Origin of the sequence: Streptomyces sp. NPDC047028 (assembly GCF_040644095.1) — a bacterium.
GTDB lineage: Bacteria > Actinomycetota > Actinomycetes > Streptomycetales > Streptomycetaceae > Streptomyces.
This window is the reverse complement of record NZ_JBEYVS010000045.1, coordinates 19,986-34,523: the sequence shown is the minus strand read 5'-3', so window position 1 is coordinate 34,523 and position 14,538 is coordinate 19,986. Positions and strand designations below refer to the sequence as shown.

12 protein-coding genes and 1 pseudogene are annotated in these 14,538 nt (G+C 71.4%); 4 read left to right on the top strand and 9 right to left on the bottom strand.

What is annotated here, in order from left to right:
• Positions 1-56: 56 nt before the first annotated feature.
• Positions 57-1,823, top strand: coding sequence for an arginine--tRNA ligase (gene argS, locus ABZ854_RS30675; RefSeq protein ID WP_361217249.1), 1,767 nt, complete (start codon positions 57-59; stop codon positions 1,821-1,823).
• Between the two features lie 8 nt (positions 1,824-1,831).
• Here argS and ABZ854_RS30670 read toward each other — a convergent pair whose 3' ends face one another.
• Both ABZ854_RS30670 and ABZ854_RS30665 read right to left on the bottom strand, forming a co-directional pair.
• A complete protein-coding gene (locus ABZ854_RS30670) occupies positions 1,832-3,376 on the bottom strand; it encodes a protein kinase (protein ID WP_361217246.1) in 1,545 nt (514 codons plus the stop codon).
• Between the two features lie 16 nt (positions 3,377-3,392).
• Complete coding sequence (locus tag ABZ854_RS30665) at positions 3,393-5,309, bottom strand: hypothetical protein (protein ID WP_361217243.1); 1,917 nt, start codon at positions 5,307-5,309, stop codon at positions 3,393-3,395.
• A 133-nt stretch (positions 5,310-5,442) separates the two neighbouring features.
• Between ABZ854_RS30665 and ABZ854_RS30660 the strand changes: the two genes are divergently transcribed.
• Positions 5,443-6,246: a DUF4253 domain-containing protein gene (locus ABZ854_RS30660; RefSeq protein ID WP_361217240.1), complete on the top strand. Its 804-nt coding sequence runs from the start codon at positions 5,443-5,445 to the stop codon at positions 6,244-6,246.
• 12 nt (positions 6,247-6,258) lie between these two features.
• Here the strand turns inward: ABZ854_RS30660 and ABZ854_RS30655 are convergent, their stop codons facing one another.
• Positions 6,259-7,026, bottom strand: a complete 768-nt coding sequence (locus ABZ854_RS30655; RefSeq protein WP_361217237.1) for a DUF4232 domain-containing protein — start codon at positions 7,024-7,026, stop codon at positions 6,259-6,261.
• 177 nt (positions 7,027-7,203) lie between these two features.
• Here ABZ854_RS30655 and ABZ854_RS30650 point away from each other — a divergent pair, with 177 nt between their 5' ends.
• Positions 7,204-8,592, top strand: coding sequence for a helix-turn-helix transcriptional regulator (locus tag ABZ854_RS30650; RefSeq protein ID WP_361217313.1), 1,389 nt, complete (start codon positions 7,204-7,206; stop codon positions 8,590-8,592).
• Here ABZ854_RS30650 and ABZ854_RS30645 read toward each other — a convergent pair.
• The 3 genes from ABZ854_RS30645 to hemB form a co-directional block, all read right to left on the bottom strand.
• The gene (locus ABZ854_RS30645; protein ID WP_361217234.1) at positions 8,576-9,796 is read right to left on the bottom strand and encodes a PLP-dependent aminotransferase family protein; all 1,221 of its coding nucleotides are present in this window, start codon (positions 9,794-9,796) and stop codon (positions 8,576-8,578) included. The two genes, ABZ854_RS30650 and ABZ854_RS30645, sit on opposite strands and share 17 nt — an antisense overlap.
• A gap of 109 nt (positions 9,797-9,905) precedes the next feature.
• Positions 9,906-10,262 carry a DUF805 domain-containing protein gene (locus ABZ854_RS30640; protein WP_361217231.1) on the bottom strand — a complete coding sequence of 119 codons (357 nt, stop codon included), beginning with the start codon at positions 10,260-10,262 and terminating at the stop codon, positions 9,906-9,908.
• Between the two features lie 354 nt (positions 10,263-10,616).
• On the bottom strand, positions 10,617-11,612 hold the full coding sequence (hemB, locus tag ABZ854_RS30635; protein WP_361217228.1) for a porphobilinogen synthase: 996 nt from the start codon (positions 11,610-11,612) through the stop codon (positions 10,617-10,619).
• 110 nt (positions 11,613-11,722) lie between these two features.
• Here hemB and ABZ854_RS30630 point away from each other — a divergent pair, with 110 nt between their 5' ends.
• The gene (locus ABZ854_RS30630; RefSeq protein WP_361217225.1) at positions 11,723-12,112 is read left to right on the top strand and encodes a VOC family protein; all 390 of its coding nucleotides are present in this window, start codon (positions 11,723-11,725) and stop codon (positions 12,110-12,112) included.
• 42 nt (positions 12,113-12,154) lie between these two features.
• On the opposite strand, the gene ABZ854_RS30625 is transcribed toward ABZ854_RS30630, so the two are convergent.
• The 3 genes and pseudogenes from ABZ854_RS30625 to ABZ854_RS30615 form a co-directional block, all read right to left on the bottom strand.
• Positions 12,155-12,904 (bottom strand): hypothetical protein, encoded by a 750-nt coding sequence (locus ABZ854_RS30625; RefSeq protein ID WP_361217222.1) that lies wholly within the window; start codon positions 12,902-12,904, stop codon positions 12,155-12,157.
• A gap of 13 nt (positions 12,905-12,917) precedes the next feature.
• Positions 12,918-13,802, bottom strand: coding sequence for a DNA-processing protein DprA (locus tag ABZ854_RS30620; RefSeq protein WP_361217219.1), 885 nt, complete (start codon positions 13,800-13,802; stop codon positions 12,918-12,920).
• A gap of 68 nt (positions 13,803-13,870) precedes the next feature.
• A pseudogene (locus ABZ854_RS30615) lies at positions 13,871-14,538 on the bottom strand (helix-turn-helix domain-containing protein); the annotation flags it as partial.

The window sequence follows — 14,538 nt, the reverse complement described above, 5'->3', positions numbered from 1 at the left end:
CCGTGGGATACTGGCCGGGTCTATCCATCCCCACGAGGAGAACGGCACCCCTTCCTATGGCCTCGGTCACGTCCCTCAGCGATTCCGTCCAGCAGCGCCTCGCGTCCGCCCTCTCGGCCACCCTGCCGGAGGCCACCGACGCCGACCCGCTGCTGCGACGTAGCGACCGGGCGGACTTCCAGGCCAACGGGATCCTGGCGCTCGCCAAGAAGGCCAAGGCGAACCCGCGGGAGCTGGCGGCCCGGGTCGTGGCGCGGGTGGAGTCCGGTGACGTGATCCAGGAGATCGAGGTCTCCGGCCCCGGCTTCCTCAACCTCACCATCGCCGACCGCGCGATCACGGCGAACCTGGCCGCGCGGTACGCGGACGACACCGGCCGGCTCGGTGTGCCGTTCGCGGCGGACCCGGGCACGACGGTGATCGACTACGCGCAGCCGAACGTGGCGAAGGAAATGCACGTCGGTCACCTCCGCTCGGCGGTGATCGGTGACGCGGTCGTCCAGCTGCTGGAGTTCACGGGCGAGACGGTCGTGCGCCGGCACCACATCGGCGACTGGGGCACCCAGTTCGGCATGCTCATCCAGTACCTGGACGAGCACCCGCACGAGCTGGACCACAAGGCGTCCGGCGCGGTGAGCGGCGAGGAGGCGATGTCGAACCTCGACCGCCTCTACAAGGCCGCGCGCCGCCTGTTCGACTCCGACGAGGAGTTCAAGACGCGCGCCAGGCGCCGGGTGGTCGACCTCCAGGCGGGCGAGCCGAAGACGCTCGCCATGTGGCAGAAGTTCGTCGACGAGTCGAAGATCTACTTCTTCTCCGTCTTCGAGAAGCTGGACATGGAGATCCAGGACCCCGACATCGTCGGCGAGTCCGGTTACAACGACATGCTGGCCGAGACCTGCCGCCTGCTGGAGGAGTCCGGTGTCGCGGTCCGCTCCGAGGGCGCGCTGTGCGTCTTCTTCGACGACATCAAGGGCCCGGAGGGCAACCCGGTCCCGCTGATCGTGAAGAAGTCCGACGGCGGCTACGGCTACGCGGCGACCGACCTCTCCGCGATCCGCGACCGCGTGTTCAACCTCAAGGCCAACACGCTCCTCTACGTCGTGGACGCCCGCCAGGCCCTGCACTTCCGGATGGTCTTCGAGACCGCCCGCCGGGCCGGCTGGCTGAACGACGACGTGACGGCGTTCCAGCTGGCGTTCGGCACGGTCCTCGGCAAGGACGGCAAGCCGTTCAAGACGCGTGAGGGCGAGACGGTCAAGCTGGTCGACCTCCTCGACGAGGCGATCGACCGCGCGTCGGCCGTCGTGCGCGAGAAGGCGCAGGACCTCTCCGAGGCGGAGATCGCCGAGCGGGGCACCCAGGTGGGCATCGGCGCGGTGAAGTACGCGGACCTGTCGACGTCCGCGAACCGCGACTACAAGTTCGACCTGGACCAGATGGTCTCGCTGCACGGCGACACGTCCGTGTACCTCCAGTACGCGTACGCACGTATCCAGTCGATCCTGCGCAAGGCCGGTGAGGTACGGCCCGCCGCGCACCCGGAGCTCGAACTGGCCGAGGCGGAGCGCGCGCTCGGCCTGCACGCGGACTCGTTCGCGGAGACGGTCGCGGAGGCGGCGACGGACTACGCCCCGCACAAGCTGGCGGCCTACCTCTACCAACTGGCGTCCCTGTACACGTCGTTCTACGACAAGTGCCCGGTCCTCAAGGCTGAGACGCAGGCGCAGGTGGAGAACCGCCTCTTCCTGTGCGACGTGACGGCCCGCACGCTGCACCGGGGCATGGCCCTGCTGGGCATCCGGACGCCGGAGAAGCTGTAGGTCCTCCTTCAGTCACTGTCGACGGCCCGCTCCCGCACCGGGGGTGGGCCGTCGGCGTCGGGGGGCGGCGCGTTCAGGAGCCGCTCTCCGTCACCGATCATCCTCGCGAGCGTCATCGTCGACAGGCGCCAGCGGTCGTACTGGGTCCGCAGTTCACTGAGGTGGTCCGTGACCTGCGCGGCGTTCAGGTTCCGCTGCTCGGTGGTCGCGAGCCTGGACAGGCCCCGCTGCTCGTGCCTGACGCGAGACCTGATGTGCTCCGTCTCCTCGATGAGTGAGGCGGCGGTGTTCCGCCATGCGGAGTCCGGGTCCTTGCCGTCGTCGAGGAGCGCGTCGATCAGCCTGAGGCGATGGATGAACGTGTCGCTTTCCATCGACATCCGGTCGTACTCGCTCCGCAGTTCGGACAGCCCCTCGGGTGCGGCGTCATGCTCGCGCCCGGCCTCCGTCCGAGCCGCCGCGAGGATGCGTTCCGCCTCCTCCTGGGCGGCGGCGCGCAGTTCGCGGGCGTCGGCCTCGGCCCGGGCGCGTATCCGCGCGGCCTCCTGCTCGGCCTCGGCCCGCTCGTTGCGCAGACGCTCCTCGTGCACCAGCCGGCGGCGGAACTGCTCGTCGAACGCCTTGTCCAGGACCCGCTGGGCGAGGGCCCCGGGCAGCCCGAGCCGGCTGAGGCCGACGAGGTCGTAGCGGCCGGGGGACGGGGGCGCCGCCTCGATGAGCAGGCCGATCAGTTCCTCCGCGAGGGTCATGGCGTCGGCCGGGCGGTCGTCGGGGTCCTTGGCGAGGAGCCGGAGCACGAGGTCGTCCAGCGCCGGGGGCACTCCGGCCGGGAGGCGGTTGCTCAACGGTTGCGGCACCGTGTCCATGTGCATCCGCAACACCGTCAGCGGCGACGTGGCGACGAATGGCGGCCGCTTCGCCACCGCTTCGTACAGCAGACAGCCCAGCGAGTACAGGTCGGTGCGGTGGTCGATATCCCGGTCGCCCTCGGCCTGTTCGGGAGACATGTAGGACGGCGAACCGAGGACCGAGCCGGTGGCGGTCAGCTCGTACTCGTTCACCGTGTCGCCCACGAACTTGGCCAGCCCGAAGTCCAGGACCTTGACCGTGCCGTTCGAGATCACCATCGCGTTGGCCGGCTTGATGTCCCGGTGCACCACACCGTGGCGGTGCGCCTCGTCCAGGGCCTGCGCGATCTGCGCCGCCCAGCCCACGCCGAGCGGCCACGGTGTCCGGTCCTGTGTGAACCGCCGGTTCAGCGGGGTTCCCGCGAGGAGTTCCATCACGAGGTACAGCAGCCGGCTGCCGTCGACCGTCGTGTCACCCCAGTCGTGCACGGTGACGATGTTCTGGTGGGACAGGCGGGCCGCGAGCTCCACCTCCCGCTGGAACCTGTCCCGTGTCTCCGACTGCCGTGCCCCGTAGGACGGGTGGACGAGCTTGACGGCCACGTCCCGCCGCATCCGCTCGTCCCGCGCGGCCCACACCTCGCCCATGCCACCGGCCCCGAGCCGCTCCCCGAGCCGGTACCGTCCGGCGATCAGTTCACCCATGGCGGCTCGCCTCCTCTCAGGCCCCGGACGAGGAGCCCGAGCTGCCGTACGAGCCGCCCGCGAGCCGCCGCAGCCGCCGGGCCTCCTCCTCCAGGCGGTTCGCGACCTCCTCGACGCCGTCGGTGAGACCGCTGGCCGTCAGCTGGGCGGCCAGGTGGGTGAAGTGGTGCGCGGTGGTCAGTAGTTGGTCGTACATGTCGACCTGGGCCCGCAGCTGCTGCGGGTCTTGGGCACGGCGCAGTACTCGGTGGATCTCCTGGCTGATCTCGTCCTGCGTGTCCTCGTACAACGGCACGGCCCGCCCGATCTGGGCGAGGACGGAGTGGCAGGAGCGGACGAGTTCCTGCCGCAGCCGCTCGTCCCGGCTGACGAGCGTCACCGCGTTCGACCCGACGTTGAAGACGTCGCCCCCCACCAGCCGGGAACCCACGAAGTCGGGCTCGTACCGGCGCAGGTCCATCGCGCTGGTCGCGTTCAGGGCCGCCCGGAAGCAGGGGTGGACGTGGAACTCCGTCTCGTACGGCTGCACGGGCAGGTTGTCCTCCCAGGCGAACACCACGTCGTTGCCGCGCCGCACCCCGAGGAAGCCGACGCTGTACAGCACGTCGACGATCCGGGGGAGGGTGAGCGCGTCGGCGTAGGCGGGAAACAACTCGTGCAGCGACTCGACCGCCGCTTCCAGCCGCTGCCCCAGTGCCGTGCGGGAGACCACGTACCCGGTGTTCTGGAAGAGCGGGAACAGGTACTTCAGGAACGGGTGGGCGACCAGGTACTCCGAGGACAGGTCCTTCAGCTTCCATTCGGAGAACTGCCGTTCCGCCTGCCGCACGTCCGACTCGCTGATCCGGTCCCGCCCGTGCGTCAACCAGGCGGTCTCCTGGCACAGGTTGAGGAACTGGATGGCGTCGCGCGGCCGGGGCAGGCAGCGCCCGAAGATGTACTCAGGGGTCGGCTCGGCCTCCACCTGCGGCGGGAAGACCTCCGACCACAGCCGCTCGGCGGTCAGTCCGGCGCCCGTCGAGGCCTGGGCCCGTGCCAGCGCCAGCTCCCGCAGGGCGGCCCGCGTCCAGGTGATCCGCAGCTCGTCCCCGTGGAACTTGTCGGCCTCCCCGAACGACAGCGAGTCGTAGATGTCGGCGCGCAGGAACAGCAGCAGCCGTACGGCGCCGCCGTAGGCGCTCACCGCCTGCTTGGCCGCCAGCAGCAGCCCGATCACGAGTGAGTTGCTGTCCGGCTCCGCCGACCACACCTGTTCCAGCTGGTCGACCATGAGCAGCAGCGGATCGTGCAGGTCGGCGCATCCGAGCTCCTCGAAGGCCTCGACGACGCCCTGCTCGATGACGGCCAACTGGCGTTGTGCCCGCACCGCTTCCGACGATGCCTGGGCGAGGTCGACGCCTGCCTTGAACCCCAGCGCCTCCAGTGACAGGGAGGTCTGCAACCCCCTGACGCTGTGGGCGAGCCGGTCGCCCCATCCGTCGCCGGCCAGCTCCCCGTTCTGCTTGAGGAACTTCGCGAGCGCCTTGACCGAGGCCGGCTTCCACCCCTCGTGCCCGTCCTCGCAGTGACCCACGAGGTACCGGGCCGCTTGGACGGCGAACACGTACCGCCAGATCAGCGCCTTGGCGGAGTCGCCCGGCAGCCCCTGTAACTCGAAGCGCCGGATCTCCTCCCCGGCGGCCTCGTCGGGCTTGACCAGTGCCGTCCCGCTGTTGTCCGACGCGTCCCTGGTCCGCTCGTCCTTGAGCCGCATGCAGATGGCGCTCTTGCCGGCCCCCTTGCGCCCGATGATCAGCATCTTCTTTCCGGTGACGGCCGCTCGGTAGGCCGCGTTCGGAAGGAATCCGCCCCGCAGCAGCAACCCCTCGCCGGTCACGTCGCTCTCGGCATCGTCGCGCCCGAAGTGCAGGCGTGCGAGCAAGGATTCAGCCATCCGGTTCCCCCCGCCCAGTCGGTCCCGCAGACACCGTACCGGCCACGGGCTCCCGGCAGACCGGGAACTCACACCACGTCACATCAAGTGCCGGTTTACAGCGTTGTCAGTGGCTGCCCTTACAGTCGGCGGCATGGCGACTCTTCCCAATCCGCTGCCCAGGCTGGCCACTGACCCCAGTGGTCGCTCCGTCGGGCTCCAGCTTCCGCCCGGAAGGCTGGTCGGGGTGCCCGGCCGCGAACCCGTGCTGTGGCACGCGGAGAAGCAGGCGGCGCCCGGGACCTGGCGGGCCCTGGGCATACCGGCCGCCCGTGCGGGACTACTTCCGCTCCTGGTGGACCTCGAAGGGCCCCAGGGCGGCCCCGCCTCCTGGGAGTTGGCGCCCGACGAGATGTCGTACCCGGGGGACCACGACGCCGAGGAGGTCCTCGCCGAGTACTGGGAGGACGAGGTCGGCGCGGGCCCGGCGGAGACGGTCGAGCCGTTCGGCGCAGACTGGCCCGGTCTCGCGCCCTCCCCCGTCCTCGCCGCCGACCCGGACGTCCGCGCCGCCCAGGCCGCCGACGCGCTGTCCGACGGCACGTCCTCCTGGTTCACCGAGCCGCACCTGGCCCTGGTCCCGGCCCGCCGCTCCGCCGACATACCGGCGGCGATCGGCTGGACGGGGCCCGTCAACTACGACGATGACGTGGCCCGGCTCTGTGCCGTACTGCGCTCCTGGGAGGACCGCTTCGGCATACGGGTGGTGGGCCTGGGCTTCGACACCCTCACGCTCTCCGTCGCCGCCCCGCCGGCCACGCCCACCGAGGCGGAGGCGGTGGCGGCCGAGCACTTCGCGTTCTGCCCGGACAACATCACCCAGACCGCCCCGGGCCATCTGAGCAGCTACGCGAAGGACCTGATCGCCGCCCCCACCTGGTCCTTCTCGTGGGACTGACCCCTCGACCCCTCACCAGTCGATGGCGTCGTCCATCGACTGCTGCCAGTACGTCACCTTGAGCGTGTCGTCGATGTAGACACCCTTCGCGGGCAGCGCGGGGTGCGCGGCCTTGCCGGCGTTCCAGTCACCGGAGCGGCCCTGGAAGTACACGGTGAGCGACTTCACGGTGTGGCCGTACGAACCGCTGCCGTCGGCGGAGGACAGTTTCACGGAGGCGTACCCGGACTCCCCGGGGTCGAGCGTGACGACGGCCTGCGGGTGCGAGTCGTCGATGACCGGCGGCACGGCCTGCGCCCCGGTGAAGCGGAGGGCCGGGTAGCCGTACAGGTAACAGGTCCTGCTGCCGGTGTTGGTGACGGTCAGCAGCATGTGGTTGACGGGGCGGTTGAGCGGGGCCGCGACCATCTTGGTGGTCGAGCCCTCACACGTCACCGGCTTGTTCGACCCCGTGCCTCCGCCCGTGCCGCCCGTGTGCCGCGCTGGGGCCGGGGTCGGCTTGGTAGCGGCGCCGGAAGAACCCTTGGCGCCGGAGGACGTGGAGGAGCCGGACGTGCCCGCGGCGGCCGTGGCCCTCGATGCCGGCGCCGACGGTGCCGTCGACGTCGGCGGCGTGGCCCGGGAGTTGCCCCCGGTGGACGCGGACGCGGAGGCCGCTGTGGACGAGCCCTCGTCGACCGTGCCCGTTCCGTCGTTGCAGGCGGTCAGGGAGAGCGCTGCGAGTGCGACGGTCGCCGCGGCGGTCAGGACACGGGTGCGGGAGTTCCGGATACCGGCCATGGTGGTGGTGCCCCTTCGGTGTTCGGGTCGGGTTGGTGCTTGGATGATCCGAAGCCTGTGGGGTGATCCGTCCCAGCCGGTACCCGTGGCCGGCACTCGGGGACACTGGAACACTCGAACGGCGCTTGACCAGGGGGAATACAGCGCGGCTGGAACGCGCGAATGGGACACCGGGGGATGGAGGAACGGGTGCCGGAGACCACAGGACCCGAGGAGACGGAGGCGTTCGCCCGGCTGCTGCGGGAGCTGAAGGACCGCTCGGGACTCAGTTACGGAACGCTGGCCAAGCGGCTCCACATGAGTACGTCGACGCTGCACCGCTACTGCAACGGCGCGGCCGTACCGGCCGATTACGCCCCCGTGGAGCGCCTCGCGCGGGTCTGCCGGGCCACGCCGCAGGAGCTGGTGGAACTGCACCGCAACTGGATCCTCGCGGATGCGGCACGGGGCCGTGGCCCGGAGCGGCCGGCGGCGCCGAGGAGCGGCGGGACGACCGCCCCCGGAACCGAAGCCGAAGTGGACGCCGAGGACGGGGCCGGCCCGCAGTCCGAGGACCCGAACGCGGCCCCTCACCCGAACGCGGCCCCGCTCCCCGACGTAGGCCCGCTTTCCGGCGCCGTACTGCCCCCGGCTCCGCCCCCGTCCCCGGCCCCGGCCCGCCGTCGGCGCCCTACCGCGCTCATCGCCTCCGCCGCCCTGGCCACGGTGACGGCGGTCGTCGGTGCCGTGGTCCTCACCGTGAACCCGCCGGGCGGTCAGCACAGGAGTACGGCGGACGGCCGGGCGGCCGTCCGAGCCACCGCGGCGGGGGCGGGCCACCGGAAGGCGTCCCCCTCCGCCTCACGCTCCGCGAGCCCCTCTCCGAGCGGGGCGGACCGGAGCCGCGAACCGTCCGCACCGGCGTCGGCGTCCGCCCCCGGCGCACGCGGATCGGCTCCCCACGCCCCCGAGCACGGCACCGACGCGGGTGCCGTGCCGCTCACGGTGGGCGTCCGCCCCTTTGTCTACGACAGTCCGTGCAGCCAGCACTTCCTCGTGGACAGCGAGCCAGCGCAGGTCGGCCCGCCGGCGGGCGAGCAGGACGCCCGGCGCTGGGCCGGCGCGTACGGCGCCGTCTCCTCCGGGGAGCAGCGGGTCGCCCTGACCGTGCAGGGCACGGGCGCGGACACGGTCGTCCTGGAGGCGCTGCACGTGCGCTTCCTCTCCAAGGGCGCGCCGCTGGCCTGGAACGACTACTCGATGGGCGTGGGCTGCGGGGGTGGGGTCGACAGCGAGTCGTTCGACGTCGACCTGGACGACGGCAGTCCCGCGGTCACCGTGGAGAACGGCCAGCGGGACTTCCCGTACAAGGTCAGCGAGTCGGATCCGGAGGTCTTCTACGTCACCGCGCACAGCAAGGCGCACGACGTCCGCTGGGACCTCTCGCTGGAGTGGTCCAGCGGGAGCAGGCACGGCACGGTGCACATCGACAACGACGGCGTCCCGTTCCGTACGAGCGCCGACGTGAACCGGCCGGGCTACGACTACCCGCTGGGCGGCGGCGAGTGGATCAAGCGGGAGGAGTGACGGCGGCGAGTCCCCGGCCCAGCCGGCGCAGCCCCTCGGCGATCTCGTCGGGGGTCTGGGTGACGAAGCAGAGGCGGAGGGTCGCGCGGTCGGGATCGCCGGCGTAGAAGGGCGCGCCGGGGACGTAGGCGACGTCCTCCTTCACGACCCGGGGCAGCAGGTCCGTCGTGTCGTAGGAGCGCGGCAGGCGGGCCCAGAGGAACATGCCGCCCTCGGGGCGGGTCCAGGTCGACCCCTCGGGGAGGGCGCCGGGCAGCCCTGCGAGCATGGCGTCGCGGCGTTCGCCGTAGACGGCGCGCACGCGGGCGACGTGGGCGTCCAGGCCGCCCAGGTAGCGGGCGGCGGCGAGTTGGTTGAGCGTGGGCGTGTGCAGGTCGACGGCCTGCTTGGCGACCACGCAGGCGCGCCGCAGGGCGGCGGGCGCCCGCATCCAGCCCAGGCGCAGGCCGGGGGCCATGATCTTGGAGAAGGAGCCGAGGAGGACCACCCGGTCGTCGGCGCCGGGGAGGGCGGCGATCCAGGGGACGCGGTCGCCGTCGTAGCGGAGGTCGCCGTAGGGGTCGTCCTCGACGATCCACAGTCCCTCGCGGGCGGCGACGGTGGCGACGGCCTCGCGGCGCGCCGCGGGCATGGTGCGTCCGGTGGGGTTCTGGAAGGTGGGCACGAGGTAGAGCAGCTTGGGCCGCTCGCGCCGGACCAGCTCGGCGAGGGCCGTCGGATCGACGCCGTCCTCGTCCCCCGGCACGGAGACGACGCGCGCACCCGCCAGCCCGAACACCTGAAGTGCCGCCAGGTAGCAGGGACTTTCGACGAGTACGGTGTCGCCGGGTTCGAGGAGGGCGGTGGCGAGCAGGGACAGTGCCTGCTGGGAGCCGGTGGTGACGAGGAGGTCGTCGGCGGAGGTGGGGAGCCCTTGCGCGCCGGCGCGTGCGGCGAGTCCGGCCCGCAGCGCGGGTTCGCCCTCGGTGGTGGAGTACTGCAGCGCCCGCTCCGCCGTGTCCTCCAGCACGCCCCGGAAGGCGGCGGCTATCCCGTCACGGTCGAACAACTCGGGCGCGGGCAGCCCGCCGGCGAAGTTGATCACTTCGGGCCGCGCGGTCACCGCGAGGATGTCCCGCACGGGCGAGCCCCCCACCGCCCGGGCACGGGCGGCGAGGGGCGGGAGCGGCACGCGGGTCGTCGGCGCGTTCTCGGCAACGGTCATGGCGCGGCTCTCCTCGTGCTGTCACGGGACGTCATCTGCCCCGCCAGCCTAGGGAGTCGTGTGCCGCCTACACGGACCGTTCCGGGATCCGGACTGCCGGAGCGGGCCCTCAGACGAGCGCCGGGGCTTCCTTCGGGTTCGGGCCGTACTTGTTCGGGCCGGCCTCGCCCTCAGTGGCGGAGAACACCAGGAGGACGATGGGGCCGACGAGCGGGACGATCCCCAGGAGGATCCACCAGCCGGAACGGCCGGTGTCGTGCAGCCGGCGCACGGTGACGCCCCAGCCGGGGAGCAGCAGCGCGAGGACCGGAAGGGCGATGAGGGCGGGCATCTTGGCGGCGACGCCGATGCCCAGCACCACGGCGTAGATGATCGCGTAGAAGAGCACGAACATCCAGTACTCCTTGCGGCGCGCACGGCCGCTGAACACGGCGTACTTCTTCAGCGCTTCGAGGAACCAGCTCATGAGACCCCCAGGGCTCGGCATTTCGGCCGGTCCGGTCGGAGCAGGCCAGGCGCAGAGATTAAGGGTTTGGCGAGTACGCGTCACTCACGTCGGAACGGTTCTCAAACGTCGATTTCCAGACAGATCCGCCCAGTTCACGGAGCATCCCGGGACGAACCCGGCGACCATCCCGGAATCGATCCCGTTCCGTTGCCGAACCGACAGCACACCGCGCCCGTTTCGTCGCCGTTCCGGTACGGGAAGGAGCCCTGACCGTGTCCGTCAGCGCGGCTTTCGGGCCGGGTACCGAACGCTGGCGCGACGTCAGTTCCCGAACAGATTGGGCTCAAGCGCGTCCGCACGCCGTACCGCCGGCTACCGGGACAGTTTCTGCGCTACCTCGGTCGCCCAGTACGTGAGGATGTTCCGCGCGCCCGCCCGCTTGATGCCGGTGAGGGTTTCCAGGATCGCCTGGTCGCGGTCGATCCAGCCCTTCTCGGCGGCGGCCTCGATCATCGAGTACTCGCCGGAGATCTGGTAGGCGGCGACGGGCACCTCGACGGCGTCGGCGACCCGGGCGAGGATGTCGAGGTACGGTCCGGCCGGCTTGACCATGACCATGTCGGCGCCCTCTTCGAGGTCCAGGGACAGCTCCCGCAGGGACTCGCGCCAGTTGGCGGGGTCCTGCTGGTAGGTCTTGCGGTCGCCCTTGAGGGAGGAGGCGACGGCCTCGCGGAACGGGCCGAAGAACGCGGAGGAGTACTTGACGGTGTAGGCGAGGATCGCCACGTCCTCGCGGCCGATCTGGTCGAGCGCGTCGCGGATGACGCCGATCTGCCCGTCCATCATCCCGCTGGGGCCCACGACATGGGCGCCGGCGTCGGCCTGCACCTGGGCCATCTCGGCGTACCGCTCCAGGGTGGCGTCGTTGTCGACCCGCCCCTCGGCGTCCAGCACCCCGCAGTGCCCGTGATCGGTGGTCTCGTCCAGGCACAGGTCGGACATGACGAGCAGATCGTCCCCGACCTCGGCGCGCACGTCGCGGAGGGCTACCTGAAGAATCCCGTCCGGGTCGGTGCCCGCCGTCCCGAGGGCGTCCTTCTTCTCCTCCTCGGGCACCCCGAACAGCATGATCCCGGAGATCCCGGCCTCCACAGCCTCCGCGGCGGCCTTCTTCAGGCTGTCCCGCGTGTGCTGCACGACCCCGGGCATCGCCGCGATCGGCACCGGCTCGCTCACGCCCTCGCGGACGAAGGCGGGAAGGATGAAGTCGGCGGGGTGCAGCCGCGTCTCGGCCACCATCCGCCGCATGACGGGCGACGTCCGAAGGCGCCGGGGCCGAACACCGGGAAACGATCCGTACTTCGTCATACCTCCTACGCTACGCCCGCCGACCCGATGCCTTTACCGACGCCGAGTCGGCCGCGGCCCCGGCATCAAATAGGACATGATCTGTCCTACTTATCTCCTACTCTCCCCTCATGAGCACTGAGAACAACACCTCCGCCCCCGCATTCCGCTACGTCGCCGTCACCTTCGACTGCTCGGATCCCGATGGACTGGCCCGGTTCTACGGCGAGATGCTCGGTCTGCCCGTCGCCTACTCCTCGGACGACTTCGTGTTCCTGGCCAAGGACGGCACGCCCGGCCTCGGCTTCCACCGGCTGGCCGACTACCGCCGCCCCACCTGGCCGGACCCGGCTCAGGAGAAGCAGGCGCACATCGAGGTGGGCGTCGACGATCTGGACAGCGCCGAGAGCCATCTCCTCTCCCTCGGCGCCACCAAGCCCGGCCACCAGCCGAACCCCGACCGCTGGCGCGTCCTCCTCGACCCGGCCGGCCACCCGTTCTGCATCACCACGCTGGTCTGAGCAGCCGTTGCCGACCAGGCTTTCTGGGACCCACGCCCTCGGTCAGTCGTGACTCCAGGGCCGCGACGGGCACACGTTCCAGGAGAAGCGCCGCAAGCGGGCACGCTCCACATGGACGGCCGTATCGCCGAAGCCGCCGTTGAGATGGCGTCCGAGGACCACGATGGCCACGCTTCCGGCTCCGCCTGCTTTGAGGGCTGCTGCCGCGGACTGGGCGTGGTTGCCGCTGGCCCATGTGTCGTCGATGAGTAGGACGTTCTCACCTCGGAGCGGCGAGGCGGTGTAGCGAGCACCTGACGGGAGACGGCCCAGCTCAGCGGCTCGCGGTGTCGGGATGAGCAGGTCGCGGTGACGGTCTCGGGTGGCACCGACCATGTCGGCGACGATGAGGCGTAAAGGGTGCTCCGTACGTTCATGGGTGCTGGGCACCGTGGTGACGGCGTCGAATCTCGCGACGGCGCAGCGATCCGCGGCACAGCGCTCGTGCATGACCAGGAAGCGCCACAGGACGGCTGCGAGTCCCCTGCGGAAGTAGTGGCGCTGTGGACCGGCGGCGTTCTTGTAGCGCCAGAGTTCGTTCGCGTACTGCTCACCCTTGGGTGCCAGGCTGATGGGGACGACAGCGTCGGCCGTTGCGGACCCGAGCGCTCGGCGCGTCTCGTGGCACGGTCGGCACACGGCGTACCCCGCCCCGGCCGGCCCGGTACAGACCCGGCACACTCCCGGGCCGGGCACGAGGGGGTGCGTGAGGAAGTTGGCGTAGCGGTCGGACAGTTCGACGGCGGTCGTCATACCGGTGGGTCCGCTATGCCCAGGTCAGGTCGTCCGTGGTGGGGACGAGGGAGTCGAGGCGGCCGAAGACGTCGTCGGGGCCGTCGATCACGGTGGTGTTGGGCCTGGCCGCGTACTCCCTCGCCCACTCGTGGGTCAGGAGCGAGCGCATGAGGAAGACCGGGCGGCCGTGTTCGAGTGCCAGCCGGGCCTGCATGCGGGCGCCGCTGCGGTAGGCCGCCTCGATCACGACCGTGGCCAGGCTGTAGCCGCTCATCACGGCATTGCGCAGGGGGAACGAGGTCTTGGAGGGCGGCGCGTCGGGCCAGAACTGGGAGATGAGCAAGCCGCGGTCGGCGATCTCCCTCTGCAATCGGGCGTTCTCCGCCGGGTAGGCCCGGCGGAGCCCGGTCCCCACGACGGCGACGGTACGGCCACCGACGGCGAGGGCGCTGCCGTGGGCGGCGGTGTCGATGCCGGCCGCGAGGCCGGAGACCACCGTCACGCCACGCTCGGCGAGCCCGCTCGCGACGGCGCGGGCGTGGGCGACGCCCGCCGGAGTCGGGGTACGGGTGCCCACCACCGCGACCCGCAGGTCGTTCTCGACCGCGCTGCCGCGGAGGAACAGGAAGGGCGGGCGCTGGTGCACCAGCCGCAGGTACAGCGGATAGTCCTCGTCGAGGATCGTGACCAGCCGCATGCCCTCGCGCTCCCAGGCGGCGATCTCGGCGACGATGCCGTCGAGGTCGTCCGGGGGCCCGGCACTGAAGAGCGCGCCCTGCCCGGAGCCGTCCAGGGACGTCTCCAGAACCTCACGTGCACTGCCGACGGCCTCGACCTGGTCGGTCAGCTCTGACCAGGAACGATCACCGCGTCGCAGCAGCGCGACCAGTGCGGCGCGCTCCAGTTCCTGGTCCATGCCACAAGTATAGGAACGCGCTCCCGTGCGCCGGGCGGCTTCACGAGGCCGCACGGACGGGCCTCGACTCAGGCAGCGCACGCGACCTCGCTCGTCGCGGCCGGGGCGGGGCGGCAGTCACGGCAGCGGCCGGGGGCGGGGGACCGGAAGGCCCGTTCACAGCCGTCGCATGTCTGGAAGGGCTGCGGGCCGTCGTCCACACGGGGCTCCCGCTCCGGTCGCCGTTCCGGGAGGGCGGGGAGGTACGGCGGCAGCAGTTCACGCAGGCGGTAGGCCAGGACGCCGGCCGGATACTTCATCTCGGCGGGCAGGCCGGTCACCAGCGTGCGGTAGATCTCGGCGCGAGCGACTCCGCGGTCCAGCCAGGCGACGACGGCCGGAGCCAGGGCATTCACCTGCCGGTGGGAGAGGCTGAGGCGACTGTCCGTGCGGCGGAGGCCGGCGAGGAGGCCGACAGCCATGTCATGCCGGTGTTCGCGGGGGCCGAGGTCCCTCGACGGCGACGGCGGTGCTTCCCGCACCGGCGCAGGCGGAACGGGCGGCGCGGCAGCGGACTCGGGGCCGCGAGCGGTTTTGGTCCCGGGGACAGTGGCGGGGTGCGGTTCCGTCGCGGGGCCGGGAACGGTCTCGTCCGCCTGGGCGGCGGGGTGCGGTTCCGTCGCGGGGCCGGGAACGGTCTCGTCCGCCTGGGCGGCGGGGTGCGGTTCCGTCGCGGGGCCGGGAACGGTCTCGTCCG

Coding starts and splice junctions, on each gene's coding strand:
- hemB (WP_361217228.1), bottom strand. CDS start 11,612: ATGACGAAGTACGGATCGTTTCCCGGTGTTCGGCCCCGGCGCCTTCGG.
- ABZ854_RS30645 (WP_361217234.1), bottom strand. CDS start 9,796: ATGACCGTTGCCGAGAACGCGCCGACGACCCGCGTGCCGCTCCCGCCC.
- ABZ854_RS30620 (WP_361217219.1), bottom strand. CDS start 13,802: ATGGACCAGGAACTGGAGCGCGCCGCACTGGTCGCGCTGCTGCGACGC.
- argS (WP_361217249.1), top strand. CDS start 57: ATGGCCTCGGTCACGTCCCTCAGCGATTCCGTCCAGCAGCGCCTCGCG.
- ABZ854_RS30660 (WP_361217240.1), top strand. CDS start 5,443: ATGGCGACTCTTCCCAATCCGCTGCCCAGGCTGGCCACTGACCCCAGT.
- ABZ854_RS30650 (WP_361217313.1), top strand. CDS start 7,204: ATGGAGGAACGGGTGCCGGAGACCACAGGACCCGAGGAGACGGAGGCG.
- ABZ854_RS30640 (WP_361217231.1), bottom strand. CDS start 10,262: ATGAGCTGGTTCCTCGAAGCGCTGAAGAAGTACGCCGTGTTCAGCGGC.
- ABZ854_RS30655 (WP_361217237.1), bottom strand. CDS start 7,026: ATGGCCGGTATCCGGAACTCCCGCACCCGTGTCCTGACCGCCGCGGCG.
- ABZ854_RS30625 (WP_361217222.1), bottom strand. CDS start 12,904: ATGACGACCGCCGTCGAACTGTCCGACCGCTACGCCAACTTCCTCACG.
- ABZ854_RS30630 (WP_361217225.1), top strand. CDS start 11,723: ATGAGCACTGAGAACAACACCTCCGCCCCCGCATTCCGCTACGTCGCC.
- ABZ854_RS30665 (WP_361217243.1), bottom strand. CDS start 5,309: ATGGCTGAATCCTTGCTCGCACGCCTGCACTTCGGGCGCGACGATGCC.
- ABZ854_RS30670 (WP_361217246.1), bottom strand. CDS start 3,376: ATGGGTGAACTGATCGCCGGACGGTACCGGCTCGGGGAGCGGCTCGGG.